This window comes from Butyrivibrio sp. XPD2006 (genome assembly GCF_000420865.1).
Taxonomy (GTDB): domain Bacteria; phylum Bacillota; class Clostridia; order Lachnospirales; family Lachnospiraceae; genus Butyrivibrio.
Window position 1 is genome coordinate 232,540 of record NZ_ATVT01000004.1, and the last position, 20,957, is coordinate 253,496.

Below are 20,957 nucleotides of genomic sequence, written 5' to 3' on the forward strand. Positions count from 1 at the left end.
GGAGGCGCAGATGTCTAAAAAATTACTGATTGAAGCAGAAAATATAGAAGTAACTTACGGCGAGCAGACAGTTCTCAACTTCGAGAGGTTCTACCTCTACGAAGGTGAGAAGGTCGGACTTGTGGGCATTAACGGTGCAGGAAAAACGACTCTGCTTAAAGTTTTGTCCGGAAGCATCGAGCCCACGCATGGCAAGGTTTCCCAGTACTGTACTCCCTTTTATTTTGAGCAGTTCGGAGACGGACTCAGCTACGACGATGCAGACTACTCAGAGGCCGGTAAGCTCGGTGTCTCCGATCAGCTCTGGCAGGAGAATGTAAGCGGCGGAGAGAATACAAGGATCAGACTTTCACAGCTCTTTTCCAGCCAAAGGGCCGTTGCCTTCCTGGATGAGCCCACGTCAAACCTTGACAGCGCAGGCGTTGAGCTTTTGAAAAAGAGGCTAAGCGAGATTGAAACTCTTGTCCTGATAAGCCACGACAGAGCACTCTTAAACGCAGTCTGTGACAGAATTGTTGAGGTTTCCTTTGGAGAGCTGAACTTCTTTGACGGCAACTACGATGACTACCTTGAGCAGAAAGCTCTTTTGAAAAAGAGTCAGTACGCGGAGTATGAGAATTACCAGGCCGAAAAGAAAAGGCTTCAGGGAGTCTATCTGCAAAAGAAAGCCAAAGCAAAAAGCGTTGTGAAAAAGCCAAAGAACCTGACATCCAGTGAGGCCAAGGCCATTGCCCTTTGTGGAAACAGAAAACCCGAGGACAAAGCGCGCAGTCTTGAAAAGAGTGCGGAGAATGTCCTTAAGAGGATCGAGCATATGGAGGTCAAGGAAAAACCCAAGGAAGAGCCGGTTGCGCGTCCTGACTTTCGCCTCACCAATCCTCCGAAAAATCCTATTGTCATAAGAGGGGAACACCTGACCTTTGGTTATGGAGATAAGCTGATTTTTGATGATGCAGACTTTATAATTAAAAATGGAGCCAAGGTTGCTCTTGTTGGAGATAACGGCGCAGGAAAGACAACTCTTATTGAACTCATAGACAAAAGGGACGGTGTCTATGTCGTACCCGGCGCCAAGATCGGCTACGCAAGGCAGAACATGAGCCAGATCGATATGGACAAAACGGTCCTTGAGAATGTCAGGGATGTCAGTATCCAGAAAGAAAGCATCGCACGCATAATCCTTGCAAGACTTCTTTTAACAGAAAGAGATATCCGGAAGAAGGCATCGGACTTATCCGGCGGTGAAAGGATGAAGCTGTCCTTTGCAATGCTCTTTGTATCGGATGTGAATTTCCTGATACTGGATGAGCCCACCAACTATCTTGATATCCCATCCATTGAAGCACTTGAAAAGCTCCTTATGGAATACGAGGGAACACTTATCTTCGTTTCCCACGATAAGACTTTCGTGGAACATGTTGCTACTGAAAAGCTTTTGATTCAAGACGGAAAGATAACAAAAAGTGAATAACGAAAAATCTCTTTACAGGAAAATATGGGTAGTTGCTCTGCCCATCATATTTCAGAATATAATCGATGCCTCTGTTAACAGCGCCGATGTTCTTATGCTCAACTATGTAGGCCAGGATGCCATCAGCGCAGTGTCCCTTGCAAACTCTCTTGTTGGTATTCTGTTCATGCTGCTCTATGGTATCGGAACGGGAATCGCGATGCTGGCAGCCCAATACTATGGCAAAGGCGATCTTGTGACCATCGAGAAGATCGAAGGAATCGGACTTAAATTTTCTTTGTCGGTTGCTGCGCTTGGTGCATTTTTGTGCATGACAATACCGGGGAAGCTGATGTTAATATACACTTCAGATCCTGTTCTGATTGAACTTGGTGCAAAATATCTTCGTTTCATCGCACCGGGCCTGTTGTTCTGGGCCATAAGTGCAGTGTACATGGCAATCCTGAGATGCATCGGAAGAGTCGGGACAAGCACAGTTATTGAGACCACTGCTCTTATAGTGAATGTCTGTTTAAATGCTCTGTTTATCTTTGGACTTTTTGGAGTTCCAAAGCTTGGGGTTATCGGTGTTGCAATCGCTACAACTTTAAGCAGGCTGATACAGCTATTGTTCTGCATCGTAGTTTCTTTATCCGGTGCTGAAGTTAAGCTTTCACTAAAGCCAATGTTTGAAAGACACAGACTTCTGGAGAAGGATTTCTTTTCCATGGCACTGCCGGCAATAGGTAACGACCTTTCATGGTCACTGGCCTTTTCCATGTACTCCGTGATAATCGGTCACCTTGGAAATGACATGGTTGCAGCCTATTCAATTACGAATGTCGTACGAAACCTCGGAACAGTCTTCTGCTTCGGAATGGCTTCAGCTACCGGCATTATTGTAGGTCAGATCCTTGGAAGCGGCCATAGAGATGATGGAATAAAGGCTGCTCATACTCTCTTTCGGTTAACGATCCTGGCAGGAGTTCTTGGCGGAATAATTGTTGCTCTCGTCATGCCTTTTGCTTTAACACATGCTTCTCTGACTCCTCAGGCCCTTGATTATCTTAAATTTATGCTTCTTATCAGCACCTACTACATCATGGGAACCGCAGTAAATACCTGCCTTATCGCCGGTATTTTCAGAGCCGGAGGCGACAGCAAGTTCGGCTTTATCTGCGACACCATAGATATGTGGTGTTATGCTGTACCGCTTGGACTCCTTGCAGCCTTTGTGTTTAAGCTCCCGGTAAAAGTGGTTTTCTTCCTGCTCTGTACGGATGAGTTTGTGAAATGGCCATGGGTACTGAAGCACTTCTACAGTCATAAGTGGGCAAGGAATATCACTAGAGATGAGATGGATTGAATTAATTCAAAAAGGAAGCTGAAAATGTCAGCTTCCTTTCTTATTTTTCCATTGGTACTTTTTAAGATCAACAATTCCGTCCTTGACTTCAACGCCTTCTGACTGCAGTATTTCTCCCTGCTTCCAGGCTCCGCCGAATGCATAATTACCGGCCAGCTCTCCTTTTGAATTGACCACCCGATGGCAAGGAATAGTGCTTGGATCAGGATTCTTGTGAAGAGCATTTCCAACGGCTCTTGCCATTTTCCTGTCCCCCGCTTCCTCGGCTACCTGAGCATAAGTGGCAACACAGCCCTTCGGAATCCTTGCAACTGCATCATAGATTCTCTTTGTCGGGCTATCTGCTATAAGGTCATAGCTCTCGGCAATCATGAGCTTAATGTCTTTATCCGGTATACTTCCATCAAGAATTATGGTATTCCAGTGCTCCTTGTTCTGATGGTATCCGGGAATCACAGAGCTGTATGCCTTTCTCCAGAAATACGCAGTCTCGGGATCAACCTTTACATTGAGATTGATAAACCCTTCCCTTTCATACGTCCAAAGAAATGCCTTTTTATTATACTTATATCGCACCAGCTGCCAGTTCGGATCGTGGAACGGCGCTTCCTGATAAGTATCCGGAAAAGATAATCCGTATTTTAAAGCTTCTTCTCTTGTTTTCATAAATCCATTCTAACATAACAAAAGAGCTTTACTGATAATTTACGGTTATTTTTCCAAGTGTTATTTTGTCCAAAACTTTTTTATTCGTAACTACAGTGTGTTTCGGTAATATTTCTTCCTGATAGTATGCCCCATCCCAGTTTACAAGCTTTTCGGGTTCTTCAGAATATTTTGAAAAGTCCTGGCTATCTGCCAGAAATCCGGCGTACTTGGTTGCAAGCGCATGCTTTACTCTCATCTTGACGATGATGTCTTCGTTTAAACCTGTTCTTGTAAGCTGCTCCTCTGTCATGCTGCCATAGAGCAGCTTTGCCTCTGTCAGCGCTTGTTCTTCTTCGATACTGCTAAGAATGATTCCGTCAGAAAGAGCTTTTTTGTAATAGATTTCCTCTGATATGCAGGTATTTATCGCAACCTTTTTAGCATAGTCACAGACAAACTGTGAATCCATTCCTGCCGAAAAATGAGTATTCCACCAGTGCTTTGGATTTTCCGGATCATATAAAAGAGCCTGCTTTTGAACAAATACCTCTATTTCATATATGTAATATCCGAATTCTCTCAATGTGATATCAGTATCATCAACCGTTATCACCACATCGTCCAGATGATCTTCGTAATCAAATCTGCTCAGAATTTTTCCGCAAATTGCTGCGACTATCAGGATGCAGTTAAATATGATAATTCCGATAATAGCTCTTTTGACAGATCTTTTCATAAGCACTTATCCATCCAGTGTAAAGAGGTCCTTGAATTCTTTTCTTCCGGGAACCCATGCCTTCTCATAAATACTCGTGAAGTGATTTTTCACAGTCTGTTCTGAAATTCCAAGCATGTAAGCAATTCTACGATTTGAAAACCCCGACACTTTAAGGTATCCGAGTTCCAACTCTCTCCTCGTAAGTCCGAATTTACGAGCTATATTAAGATATTGCTCCTTTGTAATTCCGGAATCATTCATCTTCCATATCCATCTCTTCGTTCATCTTTCGCTCGGCATTCAGCTTAAGCGGTAGAAGGAAAAACTCAATAATAACAGCATAAAAACCGGCCAGGAAGCAGACAGCAAGATTAGGTCCGATTGTTTCAGGACTTGAAAGCTGTCCCATAAGAATTATAGCTGATGTTATGATGGCGAAAAGAGCTCCAAAAACAGTAAGCTTCTGGGCAGCGCCTACGGCCTCTATTATGTTTTTAAGCTCCAACAATCTGAAATCTTTTATTCCTACAGAGAAAGACTTACAAAAATCTTTCCATTCACCCATGATGATAAGTCCCGGAATAAGAATCAGCAAAACAAGAATCAGCGAAGGAAAGTCAAGAAACCACGCTACAGCTGAAAATCCAAAACTTGTTCCGAGTGTGCTGATAAAAAATACTACAATAAAAAGCAAAAGCTCTCCAAGTAAAACTAGGCGAATATTCTTTTTCATAGATATACTCCTTTACATAAATCAGCATTATAAATGTTCCTAACATAACGCTATCATATGCACTAAAAAAAATATATAGTACCTTTTTTAGCCTTGCAAAAAGCCCTCTTTACCGGTCTTTGCGGTAAAGAGGGCTTATATCACAGATTTAGTTTGAATGCTCAATCAGTTTTCTCATCATCTTCGGAATAATTCTTAGAGTTGAATTGCAGTCTTAAGTGCAATCTCCATCATGTCTGTAAAGCCGGTCTCACGCTCTTTTGCTGTGAGTTCTTCTGTCTTGAAGAGGTGATCAGAACATGTAAGGATTGTAAGAGCATTCTTCTTAGCTTCTGCTGCATTCATATAAAGAGCAGGTGTTTCCATCTCTACTGCAAGAGCGCCCATATTTCTGTAGAGCTCGCTCTCGTTGCACTTCTTGTAGAATGCATCTGAAGAAAGAACATCTCCAACATGGTACTTAACACCTTTCTCCTTGGCAATTGCAACTGCCTTCTCAAGAATATTGTAGCTGCAAGTAGGAGCGAATGTTCCCGGAAGTCCAAACTGGAATCCGTAATTAGAATCTGTGTGAGCACCCTGGGCAAAAATGATGTCCATAACGTTTACATCATCCTGAAGTCCTCCGGCACTGCCGACTCTGATGATGTTATCTACATCGTAGAAGTTAAAGAGCTCATAGGTATAAATACCGATTGAAGGAATTCCCATTCCGTGTCCCATTACAGACACCTCTTTTCCCTCATACTTACCGGTAAAGCCCAGCATTCCTCTTACTTCATTGACACATTTGATATCAGTAAGGAAGTTCTCTGCAATAAATTTCGCCCTGAGTGGATCTCCGGGCATCAGAACGGTCTTGGCGAAATCGCCTTTCTCTGCTTGATTGTGTGGTGTTGCCATAACTACCTCCTTTTTTTGTTTTTTAATTATCCGGATAGTTTATCATTCCCTGCATCCAGATATTTCCTTTAAATCTTCTGCCTACAGCCGGCTCTCCGAGAAGGTCTGCCTCGTTGATGCATACGTCAAATTCGATCTCGTTGCAGCTGATCCTCATAATGTAAACAGCTTCATCCGTGAAACGATTGACCACCTTCTTGCTCGCAACAACCTCTCCCAAAACAGAATACAGATCGCACTCAACTCCATATGGCATAAAGTAAGTGTCGACCAGACTGTAGATATCCTGCTTTCTGATTTTCTTGGAAAGAGTTGTATAAAGATCCATGTCATCAAGAGTCAGGGACTCGATTGCAGTCTCATCCCCTCGTCTTGCGTTGTTGATAAGCTTATTGCGATAGTTGCTCTTTTTCTTGGCAACTTCTTTCTCTTCTTCTGTCTTGGCAATTGGCATCATTATCTGACCCTTGATTGAAAGAGCAGAAAGAGAAAGCGTCGTTCCCTTAATAGGGAACTTGTTTTCGTTCTCATACTTGATATATGGAACCATATTCTGAAGATAGAAAATGAGAGTCACGCCAAGTCTTGGTTCATTACAGACTCCTGCGTATGAATAAGTTGCAGCATGTCTTTCTACATTGATATCTTCTTCAGTACTTACAGCTGATGGAATCAGGTATGGATAGTAATACTCATAGATGAATTTATCCTCATCATCGAACTCTCCGCATACTGCCACGCCTATCTCATCGGCATAGTCCCTGGCAAACTCCGCAAGTATCACATTCTCATTGTTAGTCACATAGGACCTCCTCTGAGCATTCTGTATAGAACTTGTGATAAGTGCAGTCAGTTCTTTCCTGTCTTTAATTTTCGAAAATCCAACAGCTCTTAAAAACTTGTGCAAAAAGATATAACCTCACTAAATTATTTATTGGGAACAAGAACTTCCTTGCCACCCATGTAAGGACGAAGAACCTCAGGAATCCTGACTGTTCCATCAGCCTGAAGGTTGTTCTCAAGGAATGCAATGAGCATTCTTGGAGGAGCAACAACAGTATTGTTAAGAGTATGAGCAAGATAGTTGCCGTCCTTACCCTTGATTCTGATGCGCAGTCTTCTTGCCTGTGCATCTCCAAGATTTGAGCAGCTACCAACCTCGAAATATTTCTTCTGTCTTGGTGACCATGCTTCTACATCGCAGCTCTTGCATTTAAGATCTGCAAGATCTCCTGAACAGCACTCAAGAGTTCTGACAGGAATATCAAGTGATCTGAAGAGATCAACTGTGTTCTGCCAAAGCTTGTCATACCAGGTCTTTGAATCCTCAGGCTTACAGATAACTACCATCTCCTGCTTCTCGAACTGATGGATTCTGTAAACACCTCTCTCCTCGATACCGTGTGCACCTTTTTCTTTTCTGAAACAAGGTGAATAGCTGGTAAGAGCCATAGGCATCTGATCTTCGGGAACAATCTGATCAATGAACTTACCAATCATTGAGTGCTCACTGGTTCCGATGAGGTAAAGATCCTCACCTTCGATCTTGTACATCATTGCCTCCATCTCAGGGAAGCTCATAACACCTGCTACAACATTTCCGTGGATCATGAAAGGAGGAACACAGTAAGTGAAACCTCTGTCGATCATGAAATCTCTTGCATAGCTGATTACTGCTGAATGAAGTCTTGCGATATCACCCATGAGATAATAGAAACCATTTCCTGCTACTCTTCTTGCAGCATCAAGATCGATTCCGCTAAAGCTCTCCATGATATCTGTGTGATATGGAATCTCAAAATCAGGAACAACCGGATCACCATACTTCTGGATCTCTACATTCTGTGAATCATCCTTACCGATCGGAACTGACTCATCGATGATCTGAGGAATGATCATCATCTTATTTGTAACCTGCTCATCGAGTTCTTTCTGCTTAGCCTCAAGCTCTTCAAGACGCTTTGCTTCCTTGGCAACCTCATCCTTAAGTGCCATGGCCTCGTCCTTCTTGCCCTGAGCCATAAGTCCACCGATTTCCTTAGAAATCTTATTTCTGTGAGCTCTTATCTCATCTGCTTCCTGCTGATTGGTTCTTCTCTGCTCATCAAGAGCGATTACCTCATCAACAAGAGGAAGCTTCTCATCCTGGAATTTCTTTTTGATGTTTTCCCTAACTGCATCAGGGTTCTCTCTTAAAAACTTAATGTCGATCATCTGTGATCTCCTCCACTTAAATATATTTTATACAATTATATTTTATAATTCTTATCTTCTGTTTACGCTGTCAAGTGCCATATCCAGCGCTTTCTTTTCTTCGCCGCTGAGTTCAACATCTGCGATGCCGGCTTTAATATCTTTTGAATAGGAATAGTTTATTCCATCTGTACTGTGTACTGAATTAAGAAGCACTCCGTTATCACTCTCATCCAAAAGACAAAGAGCAAAGCTGAGCTTACCACCACTCTGATTGAAAGCATCATACTTATGAAGTCCTACCTTCTGGAAGGTTCTTGCCATTCGTCTGTTGATATCGATTATGTCTTTACGATTCTTCTCATTTTCACTTCTGATCATTCTGTTATCATGAAAAAGACCTATGATCTCATCTTCCAATGAGTCCGCTTCTTTTCCCTGCATGAACTTATTATATTTCTTCTCAAGTTTTTTGAATCTGTTACCCTGGATAATAACCAGTACAAGAAGAACAATAACCAGAAGAATCAAAACCAGGAAAAGAATTCCCGGATCCAATGTGCCTAGCCCGATAGCGTTAAATATATTGCTGTTCATATTTCCCCCAAATAAATTTATTCTCTGCAGATTCTGTCGATAATCTTCTCAAGATCATCATTGTTATAGAACTCAATCTGTATAAGTCCTACTCCATCTCCCTTGGATGTAACTTCAACCTTGGTTCCAAGAGCCTGCTTACATTTCTCTGATACCTCTGCGTAAACAGCATCAATGCTTGGATTGGTTTTGGTAGCTTTCTTCTTGGGAGTTTTGCCAAGATTTTTAACAAGCTTCTCTGTCTCTCTTACGCTGAGATTACCATCGAACACCTGCTGAGCAACTTCTTCCTGCTGAGCAGGATCTGTAATTGCCAAAAGAGCTCTCGCATGTCCTGCAGTAAGAAGTTCCTGGATTACCATCTCCTGAACTTTCTCTGTAAGTTTTAAAAGTCTGAGTGAGTTGGTAACATATACTCTACTCTTAGAAATTTTCTCTGCAACCTGATCCTGAGTATATGAGTACTGCTCGATAAGTTGTTTGAAAGCGAAAGCTTCTTCGATAGAGTTGATATCTTCACGCTGTAAGTTCTCAATAATTGCAAGCTCAGCAATCTCTTCGTCGGTTAAGTCCTTAATGACTACAGGTACTTCTTTGAGTCCTGCCTTCTTAGCAGCTCTCCATCTTCTCTCACCTGCCACAATAAGGAAGCTGTCGCCTCTTTTGGTAACAAGGAGTGGAGTGATAACTCCATGCTGCTTGATAGAATCTGCGAGTTCAAGAATCTTATCCTCGTCAAAGGTTTTTCTGGGCTGATTTCTGTTTGGCTCAAGTTCCGTAGTCTTAAGAGTAACTACAGCACCTTCCTGTTGAGCTGCTGTAACTTTATCTTCTTTCTTTGAAGAAACCTTAGCAGGGATCATTGCATCAAGTCCCTTACCAAGTCCTCTCTTTGCATTCTTTGGTGCCATGTCTTTCCTCCAACAATATATTAGTTAAATTTTCTATCGATTACTTCCTTCGCAAGAAGTCTGTATGCCTCAGCTCCGGCAGACTTTGGTTCATACTGGTTTATTGGCATACCGTAACTTGGTGCTTCTGCAAGTCTGATATTTCTGGGAATAATTGTCTTATAGACATTTTCCTCAATGTGATCTTTAACGTTCTCAACAACCTGGAGAGAAAGATTTGTTCTGGAATCAAACATGGTAAATACCACACCTTCCATTTCCAGCTCAGGATTCAGTCTGTCTTTTACAAGATTCACTGTATGAATTAACTGGCTGAGTCCCTCAAGAGCATAATACTCACACTGAATAGGAACCAAAACAGTATTTGCAGTTGTCATTGCATTGACTGTCAACATACTAAGAGATGGTGGACAATCTATGATAATAAAATCATATGAATCTTTAACATTGCTGATTGCATTTCTAAGAATGAATTCTTTATCGTCGGCATCAATAAGTTCTATTTCTACCGCTGCAAGATCTACATTAGATGGTATGATATCAACATTCTTAGCTACATCTTTTGTAATAGCTTCGTCTGTTGTAATCTCACCGATGAGTAATTCGTAGATTGTGTTCTCAATATTGTTCTTATCAAGACCAAGTCCGCTGGTTGTATTTCCCTGAGGATCAGTATCAATTACCAGGACTTTCTTTCCTGCTTCACCAAGAGCAGCAGATAAGTTAATAGATGTGGTGGTCTTACCAACACCACCCTTTTGGTTCGCAATAGCTATAACTCTTCCCATTATTCCTCCACCTTTTCAAAAACGCTATATTGATTGTAACACAATTTCTTATCTATAGAGCACTACAAGTAAACTTTTTGGTTATAAACTATATCTTGTGCCTCAAATTGTCGTTATTTGTAGAACAATATGTGCTCGGATTAATGTTTCACGTGAAACACCACAATATGTGGTATAAAAATGTTTCACGTGAAACAATTTTTTGTGATGAGAATTGTATCCCTTTTAAATGTTTCACGTGAAACTATTATTATTTTTTACTAGAAGTTGTGTTTACTTTAAAGGTTGCTTAGATGGTACGCCTGCTTTTCTAGGATATTTCTTAGAAGTATTTTCTTTTTTCTCAACAATACATATGGTTCTGCTTACATCAGAATCAGGTAAAAGAAATTCATCCGCCGATACAAGCTTTCCACCAAGTAAGTGTATTGCACCCTTTGCATCCTTAAGTTCTTCCTGTGCCTTCTCACTTTTATAAGCAATAAATGAACCACCCACTTTTACATATGGAAGACAATACTCTGATAAAGTAGACATATTTGCTACTGCTCTTGAAACAGCAATGTCAAAAGTTTCTCTAAGAGATCCTTCTTTTGCAAGACAATAATCTTCTGCTCTTCCATGCAAAGTTTTAATCGATCCACTTTCATTAAGTCCTAGCTGGTCAATTACTTCATTGAGAAAGTTTAGCCTCTTATTAAGAGAATCCAATAGGGTTATGTGAAGCTGAGGAAAAATAATCTTCAATGGTATTCCCGGAAATCCGGCACCGGTTCCTATATCCACAAGAGAAAACTCCTCTTTTGAAAAATCAAAGAACTTACATCCTGATACACTGTCTACAAAATGTAATTTGCATACATCATTAAATTCAGTTATGGCTGTAAGGTTCATAACTTCATTCCATTTAATAAGTAACTGATAGTACTTATCAAATTGATCCAACTGTTTGTCTGTCAGTTCAATACCAAATGAAGAAAAATCTTTAATCATCTGACTGTAATCATTTGTCATTGTTTGTTCCTCTGTGAAGTGAATCAAGATATATTATCAGTACAGAAACATCAGCAGGATTTACACCACCTATTCTTGATGCCTGTCCTATATTGGTTGGTCTGAACTTTTCAAGTTTCTGTCTTGCTTCTAACCTTAAACTTGAAACATCATCATAGTTTATATCTGCAGGTATAAGTTTCTTTTCAAGTTTTCTAAATTGATCAACCTGCCTTTGTTGTCTGTCTATATATCCTTCATATCTTATAGTGATTTCAACCTGTTCAATTACATCTGAAGGAAGAGGTTTTCTATCCGGATCAATCTCGGCTATAGAATCATAAGTAAGTTCAGGTCTGCATATCAACTCAGCCAGAGATGTTGCAGTCTTAAGTGTTGAACTTCCACACTTTTCCATAAACTCCTGTATCCTAGCATTAGCTCCTACAGTAGTTTCTTTTAGCCTTTTAACTTCTGCATTAATAAGTTCTTCTTTCTTGAGAATCTTCTCATATTTTTCATCGCTGATAAGACCAACTTCATGACCTTTTCCTCTGAGTCTTATATCAGCATTATCCTGTCTGAGTAAAAGTCTGTACTCAGCACGTGATGTCATCATTCTATAAGGTTCAAAATTTTCTTTTGTAACCAGATCATCAACAAGAACTCCAATATATCCTTCAGACCTATCGATAGTAAGATACTCTTTTCCAAGAATCTGCATTGAAGCATTTATTCCTGCATAAAGACCCTGAGCAGCAGCTTCTTCATATCCGCTACTTCCATTTACCTGTCCTGCACTAAAAAGACCTCTTACATTCTTTATCTCTAAAGTCGGATGTAACTGTCCCGGGCATAAGCAATCATATTCTATAGCATATGCTGACTTGACAATCTTACAATTCTCAAGTCCCGGAACTGTTCTGTACATAGCAATCTGTACATCTTCTGGAAGTGAAGAACTCATACCATCAATATAGACTTCATTAGTATAAGTTCCTTCCGGTTCAACAAATACGTGATGTCTGTCATGATCAGGGAACTTTACAACTTTATCTTCAATAGACGGACAGTATCTTGGGCCAACACCTTCTATTATTCCTGCATATATAGGTGATCTGTTTATGTTTTTTCGTATTATTTCATGTGTTTTTTCATTTGTGTATGTAAGATAGCATGAAACCTGGGGTCTTTGAACATCCGCAGGGTCAGTATCAAATGAAAAAGGAATAACAGGAGTATCTCCAAACTGCTCACTCATCTTGGAGTAGTCTATTGAATTGCCATCCATTCTGGCAGGTGTTCCTGTTTTGAATCTTCTAAGTTCAATTCCCGCTTTAATAAGTGACTCTGATAAATAATTAGATGGTAAAAGACCATTAGGTCCACTGTAAGTTATAGCCTCTCCTGTAAGACATCTGCTCTTTAAATATGTTCCGGTACAAATAATTACAGCTTTTGCTTCATATATAATTCCCGAAAAGATTTTTACTCCGGTTATTACTTTTGAGTATCCTTCTCTTTTCAGTTCATCATCATCAGTATCTTCAAAAAGAAGCTCTGTAACTTCCGTCTGCTTGATTGATAAATGTTCCTGCTCTTCCAAAACTTTTCTCATTGCTTTGGAATATTCCATCTTGTCAGCCTGGCACCTCAGTGAATGAACTGCCGGACCCTTGGAAGTATTAAGCATCTTGGACTGAAGGAAAGTCTTGTCAATGTTCTTACCCATCTCTCCACCAAGTGCGTCAATCTCCCTCACCAAATGTCCCTTTGAAGATCCACCGATATGTGGATTACATGGCATAAAAGCAATATTGTCTGCACTCATAGTGAAAATTACAGTCTCAAGACCGAGCCTGCTACATGCAAGTGCAGCTTCACATCCGGCGTGACCTGCTCCAATTATTGCCACATCAATTTTTTCTCTTACATCAACCATAAATTATTTACCCATACAGAATTTTGAGAAAATCTCTTCAGCAAGATCATCTCCGATTTCTTCACCAATTATTTCTCCAAGGAACACATATGCATTAGTCAGATCTACGGTATAAAAATCTTCAGACAGATTTTTGTCGATGCTGTCTGCAACAAGTGCCAGACTTTCAGCAGTTTTAGAAAGCAGTTCCTTGTGTCTTATGTTTGTAATATATATTTCCTGCTTGGGAGCTATCTCACCACCAAGGAAAAGTTCAGTAATGGCGCGCTTTAGCTCTTCTATACCCTCTCCATTCAATAATGATGTTGTAATTACAGGAAAATCTACACTTTCATTTCCTGAAAACAGCATAGGAAGGATATCTTTTGATATTTTAATATCACCTGTAAGATCATTCTTATTTAGAATGACAATAGTCTTCTTATCCGCACAAAGACTGCTTATCTGTTTGTCTTCATCATCAATCTCAGATGTTGAATCAATTATATAAAGACAAAGATCGGCCTCTTCCACTTTTTCTTTTGCCTTATCAACACCAATCTTTTCGATAAGATCTTCTGTATCTCTTATTCCTGCAGTGTCTATAAGATTTAAGATTATATCATCAAGTCTCACAGTTTCTTCTATTACATCTCTGGTAGTTCCGGCAATATCAGTAACTATTGCTCTTTCATTTCCTGATAGAGCATTTAAAAGAGATGACTTTCCTGCGTTAGGCTTACCGATTATAACAGTTTTTATTCCGTCTTTTCTTATCTTACCTTCATCAGCTGTCTTAAGAAGATTCTTTATCTTTTCTGACATTAAAGTCACTTTTTCTTTTAACTTATCAGAATATCCAGTAAGATCATAGTTTTCAGGATCGTCTATTGCAGATTCTATATAAGCCATCTGATATAGAATATCTTCTCTCAGTGCTTTTACTTCTTTATAGATACTTCCCTGGAGCTGTTTTCTTGAGCTGTCCAGGGCAAATTTATTCTGTGCACCAATTATATCCATAACAGCTTCTGCTTTAGTAAGGTCAATCCTTCCACTGAGGAAAGCTCTCTTTGTGAATTCTCCGGGTTCAGCTAATCTGCATCCCTTTGAAAGAAGGAGTGATAAGATTTCATTCATCACCAGCATTCCACCATGGGAATTGATCTCGATAACATCTTCTCTTGTGTAACTGTGAGGTCCCTTCATAAAAGAGATCATGACCTCATCCACAATTTCTCCGTTATCATTACAAATGAATCCGTATTTAATGGTATTAGGTTTGTGAGTTAAAAGAGTGTGCTCCTTTTTCGGCGAGACATATATTTTGTCACATATAGAAAGAGCATTTTTGCCACTTACTCTTATAATACCAATACCTGCATCGGACATGGCTGTTGCTATTGCGCAGATTGTATCATCATTAAAGTTGTTTAAAACACTGCTCATAATTTTTCCCTAAATAAAACCCCTCAAGACCAAGGCTTGAGGGGATGTATAATCTCATTCAAAGATTATTTCTTTAAAGTAACAACTACTCTTCTGAATGGCTCATCACCTTCACTGTGAGTTGTAACATATCTGTCGTTCTGAAGAGCTGAGTGGATGATCCTTCTCTCGTAAGGATTCATAGGCTCAAGAGCAACTGACTGTCTTGTTTTCTTAACCTTTATAGAAATATTCTTTGCAAGGTTCTCAAGAGTAGCCTTTCTTCTTTCACGATAATTCTCTGTATCAACTTTTACGTGGATGTACTCTTCTGTCTCTCTGTTAACTACAAGAGAAATGAGATACTGAAGTGAGTCAAGAGTCTGTCCTCTCTTACCGATAAGAACTCCCATCTCATCTCCTGAAAGCTCTACATCAAGAATGTTCTCCTGAGCATTGAATCTGGTGTTTAAGTTAACTTCCATATTCATGGCACCGAACACATCTTTGAGAAATGCGTTAGCCTTTGCTACAAGCTCATCTCCATTGATGTTTGAAGAAGCTTTTTTCTCTGCCTTTACTTCTTCCTTAGGAGCTTCCTTTTTCTCTTCTTTTTTGACTTCTTTCTTTTCTTCCTTTTTAGGCTCTTCCTTAATTTCCTCTACTTCAGGAGCCTCTTCTTTGATTCTTGCCTTTATAACAACAGGCTTAGAAGCAATTCCTAAAAATCCTGAAGATCCTTTTGATATTACTTCATAATCAAGTCTGTCACTTGTAACCATAAGTGTTTCGCATGCTTCTGTGATAGCATCATCGAGATTTTTTGCAGAAAACTCTCTATATTCCATTATAATATAACCTCCCGGAAAGATTACTTATTATTCTTTTCATTAAAGTCTTTTACCATGTTTGCCTTAGCGAGGAGTGAATCCTTACGGATCTCCTTATTATTATAAACCGCTTTTACCTTCTCAAGCTTCTCTTCCTTCTCAGCTTCAGAAATACCAGATTTGTTTGTGGAAGAAAGATCATTGCTCTTTGTTGAGAGGTTGGCATAAAGACTCATCTGCTTAGTTGTCTTATTCTTCTCAAGTTTCTCTTTGTACTTGGCTGTATTCTTGGCAATCTCAGCATCGATATCAATCTTATCAATGTGTCTGTTGATTACAACCTGCTGGATTGATCTGATAACAGCACCGGCAATCCAGTAAATACCCATACCTGCAGGAAGACTTAAGCAGAACACTGCTGACATAATAGGCATCATCAGGTTCATAGTCTTCATTGACTGCTGCATCTGAGCTGTAGGATCATCAGCATTTGCCTTGCTGTTATCTGTAGCAGGCTGAGGCATAAGCTTAGTGTTGATCCACTGTGTAAGTGCAGCAAGTACAGGAACCATAACACCACCGAGCATTAAGAGAAATGCCTTATCAGCAAATCCTGTCTTGATCATGTACATAGGTGTATCACTTATGTTAAGACCAAGGAAATAGTTGAATCTGCTAAGAGCTGTATGTGTGTTCTCAATTGATGCAGACAGTGATGGGAACTGAGCAGTTAAGCTGTTCCAGTCAGCTGTAGATGCCTTGTTAAGAACATCGATGAATGTGTTCTTAATATAAGTAGTATCACCTGATGTAAATGCTGCATTAGTAAACTGACCCTTAAACATTGAAGCACTTGAAAGGGTCATTAAGAAATCAGAAGCACCGGTTGTTGCCAAAAGATCTTCTACAAGAGGTGAAAATGCATTCTTAACAATAGTTACGTAAGCAGGAATTGAATAAATAACACGGTAAAGTGCAAAGAGGATCGGCATCTGGATCACAAGCTGAAGACAGCTTCCTGTCTGAGATACTCCGTACTTGGCATAAACCTCTTTTGTCTCCTGCTGCATTGCGAGCATTGAATCATTGTCTTTCTTACCTTTGTACTTGGCCTGGATAGCCTGAAGTTCAGGACTCATCTTAGCCTGAAGCTTTGAAAACTTCTGCTGTTTGTATGTCAAAGGTAAAAGACATAAATAAATAACGATAGTAAAGATAATAATGGCAAGACCAATGTTTGGTATACCAATAGCATTGAGGACATTGAAAATGCCATTCATAAGATGACCGAGAAGCCAGGCAACCGGTCCTACAATTTTACCCTGATACTGGGTAAGCAAAACTCCCTTCAAATCATACCTCCTAACGAATTATGGAACCGGATCATATCCACCGCTGGAAAAAGGATTGCATCTGAGAATCCTCCAGGCAGCAAGTAATCCCCCTTTGATAGCTCCATACTTTTCTATTGCTTCTAGTCCATACTCGGAACATGTTGGTATGTATGGACATTTTGTTCTCTTTAATGGAGAAATATACTTCCTATAAAGTTTGATCAAAAAGATTAATATTTCTTTCATATTAATCACCGCCATTTTTTGTTATGCGGGCCTTACCTGCCAGGCTTAAAAGAGATTCTTCTATATCAAAGAAATTAGCATCTCTCGCACAGGCTCTGGCTACGACTACTATATCCAAACCACTATTGAATATATCTTCATGTAGTCGGTACGCTTCACGAACAAGTCTTGCAAATCTGTGCCTTACAACACTGTTCCCTATTTTTTTACTGCACGAAATTCCGACCTTGTTATTGGAACCGCCATTTTTCCACACATAAACAACAACGAATTTGTTGGCATAACTTTTGCCGTTCTCATAACAATTACGAAATTCATCTGTCTTTTTCATTGAATCTGAAAAAAGCATTACTTTATTCCTTTATTACGATGAAAAAAGGCCACATAATTATGTGACCTTTAAAATCATGCTGATAGTCTCTTTCTTCCTTTAGCTCTTCTGGCAGCTAAAACTTTTCTACCGCCCTTTGTAGCCATTCTTGCTCTGAAGCCGTGTACTCTGGCTCTCTGAAGCTTATGAGGCTGAAATGTCATCTTCATATTCGGAAACACCTCCTTCTTAAACAAACTAACCTGATCAAGGTCCGTTAAATGAGAAGAAACTTCTCACAATTATCAATGATTACATCCTGTGTGGAAAAAATCTTTATAATTATAATAAATAAAATCCGCTTGGTCAAGCCATTAATCGACGCTTTTTCATCACATTACATTTAAAATATTTTTTTCAATTTTTTTCCACCAAGATATAGTGCCTTTAAAAATTATCCACATCAAAATGTTGATTTTGTGGATAACTTGTTAATTAATATTTTTTATAAAAAGATATCCACATTTTTTTCCAGATTTGTGGATAAGCTAGTTAATTCTCGGTGGTTAATATTCTAAAAATGCCGTATTTAAGCCATTTGTAACAGTAGATAGTTTATAGTGGAAAAGATATGGTTTATCCACAGAGAATTTTTTTTCACCTTTTTATATTGATTTTAAAAAAAGTTATCCACAATTTTCATCTGTTTGATATTTAAAGTCAATTAATATAAAATAGAAAAAGTCTAAATTTATGCTTTGTTTGGGGAATCTTATATGCAATCATCTACTGAAATCACCGAAATATTAAGAACAAATTGGGAATCTATCAAGAATACCATTAAGAGTGAAGCCGGTATTACTGATATTTCTTATAAAACCTGGATTGATCCTCTCACTGTTTATGGTGTAGAGAACAATACAGTCAAGATTTTAATTCCATCTGATAATTCAATTGCACTATCTTATATAGTAAATCATTATGTTGGTTTCTTTCAGGTAACAATTTCAGAACTTCTTGATACAGTTATCGAAGTATCTTTTATTTTAAACAAAGATATTATTAATAATGAAGAAACACATGAAAAAGTAACTGAAGATAATTCTTCATCCCAGTATGCATCAAGTATTGTGTATGAGCATTCCAATCTCATTCCCAAATACAGATTTGATACTTTTGTCGTAGGTAGTAACAACAAGTTTGCTCATTCAGCTGCCCTTGCAGTTGCTGAGTCACCGGGAACAGCTTACAATCCTCTCTTCCTTTACGGAGGCCCCGGACTTGGTAAGACTCACCTTATGCATTCAATTGGTCACTTCATCATTGAACATAATCCACAGGCCAAGGTTTTATATGTTACTTCTGAGCAGTTTACCAATGAGGTTATCGAATCTATTCGTAGCAGCCGTGCTGAGAATATGAGTAAGCTCAGAGAAAAATACAGAACTGTCGATGTACTCATGGTCGACGATGTACAGTTTATTATAGGTAAGGAATCAACACAGGAAGAGTTCTTCCATACCTTTAATGCCCTTCATCAGGCAGGTAAACAGATAATTCTTTCATCTGATAAACCACCCAAGGAAATGGAAACACTTGAAGAAAGATTCAGATCTCGTTTCGAGATGGGTCTTATTGCAGATATTTCATCTCCTGACTATGAGACAAGGGTTGCTATTCTTCGTAAGAATGCTGAGAACTACGGACGCAAGATAGGTGATGATGTCATCGACTACATTGCAACAAATATCAAGTCAAACATCAGAGAGCTTGAAGGTGCTTTCACAAAGATCATCGCATACTCAAGACTTAATAATGTAGATATAACACTTGAAAATGCTATGGAAGCTCTTAAGGATATCATTTATCCGGACAAGACCAAGGTTATTACTCCTTCTCTTATCATTGATACTGTCTGTGAACAGTACGGAACCAAGAAGGAAGATATCGTATCCAAGAAGAGAAATGCTGAGATTGTTCTTCCAAGACAGATAATAATGTATCTTTGCAGAGAGCATACTGATGCTTCTCTGGAAGAAATAGGAAGGATCCTTGGCAAGAAAGATCACACAACTGTTATGAGCGGAATCAATAAAATCAAATCAATGATTGCTTATGATGACGACCTTAACAAGAATCTGGATGTTATAGTTAAAAAATTGAATCCTTCTTTATAAAAAACAGACCACAATTTGTGGAAAAGTTTATGAAAACTTTGTGATTTATATGAGGATAAAATGTTGATTGAGGGTGGATAAGTTTTTCCACCCTTTTTTACTAATATTTGGCGTGTTTATAACTTTATAATTTTCAACATCAATTTTTTTGTTTTCAACACCTAAAAATTTGTAAAAAAGCCTTTAAAATTGTATAATAGAATAGGTTTTACACTTATCAACAGCTATTAATACTGTTTTTATTATTAATTAATAAATATTTTATAGTTATGTGTTGAAGGGAGTAGAGGATTAAATGAAATTTGTTTGCTCAAAGTCTAATCTGGTAAGCGGATTACAGATTGTATCAAAAGCAGTACCTTCTAAGACAACAATGTCTATACTTGAATGTATTCTTGTTGATGCTACAGAAGGAATTATAAAGTTTATAGCCAACGATATGGAGCTTGGTATCCAGACCGTTGTTGAAGGTAACATTATAGAGAGAGGATTCATTGCAATTGATGCCAAGATATTTGTAGATATTGTAAGAAAGCTTCCCGACAGTGATGTAACCATTGAATCAGATGCATCCAATAAAGTATCTATCAGCTGTGAAAAGGCTAAGTTTAATCTCATCGGAAGAAAGGGTGATGATTTTACTTATCTTCCGGCCATTGAAAAAATCGATGGTGTCAGTGTTTCTCATTTCACACTCAGAAATGTTATTCAGCAGACTATTTTTTCTATCGCAGAGAACGATGCCAACAAGATGATGGGGGGCGAGCTCTTTGAGGTTGACGGAGATAATTTAAAGCTTGTATCTCTTGATGGACACAGAATTTCCATAAGAAAGGTTAAGCTTTCCGGAAGTTATCCTTACAAGAAGGTTATCGTTCCAGGCAAGACTCTGGGTGAGATCAGTAAGATTCTCAGCGACAGCACAGACAGAATGGTAAGCATTTACTTTACTGACAAGCACGTATTATTTGAGTTTGATAAGACAACAGTTGTATCAAGACTTATAGAGGGTGAGTATTTCAGCATTGATCAGATGCTTTCAAGTGATTATGAGACCAAGATGAGCATCAACAGAAAAGAGCTCCTTGAATGTATCGACAGAGCAACTCTTCTTGTAAAAGAGGGAGATAAAAAGCCGGTTATTATGTCAGTAACCGATGATACTATGGAACTCAAGATCAATTCAGCAATCGGTAGCATGGATGAGGAAATAACAATTGAGAAGCAGGGAAAAGACATTATGATCGGCTTCAATCCTAAGTTCCTTATTGATGCTTTAAGAGTTATTGAAAACGAGACTATTGATATGTTCTTTGTTAATCCTAAGGCTCCATGCTTTATCAGAGACAAGGATTCAACATATATCTATCTTGTACTTCCTGTTAACTTTACAACAGTGGATTGATAAAAG

22 protein-coding genes are annotated in these 20,957 nt (G+C 39.0%); 4 read left to right on the forward strand and 18 right to left on the reverse strand.

What is annotated here, in order from left to right; translation table 11 throughout:
- Positions 1-10 precede the first annotated feature (10 nt).
- The gene (abc-f, locus tag G590_RS18660; protein ID WP_022764904.1) at positions 11-1,471 is read left to right on the forward strand and encodes a ribosomal protection-like ABC-F family protein; all 1,461 of its coding nucleotides are present in this window, start codon (positions 11-13) and stop codon (positions 1,469-1,471) included.
- Positions 1,464-2,816, forward strand: a complete 1,353-nt coding sequence (locus tag G590_RS0106695) for an MATE family efflux transporter (protein ID WP_022764905.1) — start codon at positions 1,464-1,466, stop codon at positions 2,814-2,816. Before abc-f ends, G590_RS0106695 begins: the two co-directional genes overlap by 8 nt.
- A gap of 27 nt (positions 2,817-2,843) precedes the next feature.
- Here G590_RS0106695 and G590_RS0106700 read toward each other — a convergent pair whose 3' ends face one another.
- The 18 genes from G590_RS0106700 to rpmH all read right to left on the reverse strand — a co-directional run bounded on the left by G590_RS0106700 (position 2,844) and on the right by rpmH (position 17,599).
- Positions 2,844-3,482 (reverse strand): methylated-DNA--[protein]-cysteine S-methyltransferase, encoded by a 639-nt coding sequence (locus G590_RS0106700; RefSeq protein WP_022764906.1) that lies wholly within the window; start codon positions 3,480-3,482, stop codon positions 2,844-2,846.
- 28 nt (positions 3,483-3,510) lie between these two features.
- Positions 3,511-4,200 (reverse strand): hypothetical protein, encoded by a 690-nt coding sequence (locus G590_RS0106705; RefSeq protein WP_155828733.1) that lies wholly within the window; start codon positions 4,198-4,200, stop codon positions 3,511-3,513.
- Between the two features lie 6 nt (positions 4,201-4,206).
- Positions 4,207-4,443 carry a helix-turn-helix transcriptional regulator gene (locus G590_RS0106710; RefSeq protein ID WP_022764908.1) on the reverse strand — a complete coding sequence of 79 codons (237 nt, stop codon included), beginning with the start codon at positions 4,441-4,443 and terminating at the stop codon, positions 4,207-4,209.
- A complete protein-coding gene (locus G590_RS0106715) occupies positions 4,436-4,915 on the reverse strand; it encodes a hypothetical protein (protein ID WP_022764909.1) in 480 nt (159 codons plus the stop codon). The genes G590_RS0106710 and G590_RS0106715 overlap by 8 nt, the downstream gene beginning before the upstream one ends.
- A gap of 195 nt (positions 4,916-5,110) precedes the next feature.
- Entirely contained in the window at positions 5,111-5,818 is a 708-nt protein-coding gene (gene deoD / locus G590_RS0106720; protein ID WP_022764910.1) for a purine-nucleoside phosphorylase, read from the reverse strand.
- A gap of 22 nt (positions 5,819-5,840) precedes the next feature.
- Positions 5,841-6,725, reverse strand: coding sequence for a DUF3881 family protein (locus G590_RS0106725; RefSeq protein ID WP_022764911.1), 885 nt, complete (start codon positions 6,723-6,725; stop codon positions 5,841-5,843).
- Between the two features lie 20 nt (positions 6,726-6,745).
- Positions 6,746-8,032 carry a serine--tRNA ligase gene (gene serS, locus G590_RS0106730; RefSeq protein WP_022764912.1) on the reverse strand — a complete coding sequence of 429 codons (1,287 nt, stop codon included), beginning with the start codon at positions 8,030-8,032 and terminating at the stop codon, positions 6,746-6,748.
- A 51-nt stretch (positions 8,033-8,083) separates the two neighbouring features.
- Positions 8,084-8,608 (reverse strand): DUF4446 family protein, encoded by a 525-nt coding sequence (locus G590_RS0106735; RefSeq protein ID WP_022764913.1) that lies wholly within the window; start codon positions 8,606-8,608, stop codon positions 8,084-8,086.
- A 17-nt stretch (positions 8,609-8,625) separates the two neighbouring features.
- Positions 8,626-9,519 carry a ParB/RepB/Spo0J family partition protein gene (locus tag G590_RS0106740; RefSeq protein WP_022764914.1) on the reverse strand — a complete coding sequence of 298 codons (894 nt, stop codon included), beginning with the start codon at positions 9,517-9,519 and terminating at the stop codon, positions 8,626-8,628.
- 20 nt (positions 9,520-9,539) lie between these two features.
- Positions 9,540-10,307, reverse strand: a complete 768-nt coding sequence (locus G590_RS0106745) for a ParA family protein (RefSeq protein WP_022764915.1) — start codon at positions 10,305-10,307, stop codon at positions 9,540-9,542.
- Between the two features lie 273 nt (positions 10,308-10,580).
- Positions 10,581-11,321 carry a 16S rRNA (guanine(527)-N(7))-methyltransferase RsmG gene (gene rsmG, locus G590_RS0106750; protein WP_022764916.1) on the reverse strand — a complete coding sequence of 247 codons (741 nt, stop codon included), beginning with the start codon at positions 11,319-11,321 and terminating at the stop codon, positions 10,581-10,583.
- Entirely contained in the window at positions 11,311-13,242 is a 1,932-nt protein-coding gene (mnmG, locus tag G590_RS0106755) for a tRNA uridine-5-carboxymethylaminomethyl(34) synthesis enzyme MnmG (RefSeq protein ID WP_022764917.1), read from the reverse strand. Before mnmG ends, rsmG begins: the two co-directional genes overlap by 11 nt.
- A gap of 3 nt (positions 13,243-13,245) precedes the next feature.
- Positions 13,246-14,670, reverse strand: a complete 1,425-nt coding sequence (gene mnmE, locus G590_RS0106760; protein WP_022764918.1) for a tRNA uridine-5-carboxymethylaminomethyl(34) synthesis GTPase MnmE — start codon at positions 14,668-14,670, stop codon at positions 13,246-13,248.
- A gap of 65 nt (positions 14,671-14,735) precedes the next feature.
- On the reverse strand, positions 14,736-15,497 hold the full coding sequence (jag, locus tag G590_RS0106765; protein ID WP_022764919.1) for an RNA-binding cell elongation regulator Jag/EloR: 762 nt from the start codon (positions 15,495-15,497) through the stop codon (positions 14,736-14,738).
- Positions 15,498-15,520: 23 nt separating this feature from the next.
- On the reverse strand, positions 15,521-16,831 hold the full coding sequence (locus G590_RS0106770; protein WP_022764920.1) for a YidC/Oxa1 family membrane protein insertase: 1,311 nt from the start codon (positions 16,829-16,831) through the stop codon (positions 15,521-15,523).
- A gap of 18 nt (positions 16,832-16,849) precedes the next feature.
- The gene (yidD, locus tag G590_RS18665; RefSeq protein ID WP_022769286.1) at positions 16,850-17,059 is read right to left on the reverse strand and encodes a membrane protein insertion efficiency factor YidD; all 210 of its coding nucleotides are present in this window, start codon (positions 17,057-17,059) and stop codon (positions 16,850-16,852) included.
- A 1-nt stretch (position 17,060) separates the two neighbouring features.
- Entirely contained in the window at positions 17,061-17,408 is a 348-nt protein-coding gene (rnpA, locus tag G590_RS0106775; RefSeq protein WP_022764921.1) for a ribonuclease P protein component, read from the reverse strand.
- Between the two features lie 56 nt (positions 17,409-17,464).
- Positions 17,465-17,599, reverse strand: coding sequence for a 50S ribosomal protein L34 (gene rpmH, locus G590_RS0106780; protein WP_013282343.1), 135 nt, complete (start codon positions 17,597-17,599; stop codon positions 17,465-17,467).
- 546 nt (positions 17,600-18,145) lie between these two features.
- On the opposite strand from rpmH, the gene dnaA reads away from it, so the two are divergent.
- Both dnaA and dnaN read left to right on the forward strand, forming a co-directional pair.
- On the forward strand, positions 18,146-19,546 hold the full coding sequence (dnaA, locus tag G590_RS0106785) for a chromosomal replication initiator protein DnaA (protein ID WP_022764922.1): 1,401 nt from the start codon (positions 18,146-18,148) through the stop codon (positions 19,544-19,546).
- A gap of 295 nt (positions 19,547-19,841) precedes the next feature.
- On the forward strand, positions 19,842-20,951 hold the full coding sequence (gene dnaN / locus G590_RS0106790) for a DNA polymerase III subunit beta (protein ID WP_022764923.1): 1,110 nt from the start codon (positions 19,842-19,844) through the stop codon (positions 20,949-20,951).
- The last annotated feature ends 6 nt before the right edge of the window (positions 20,952-20,957 follow it).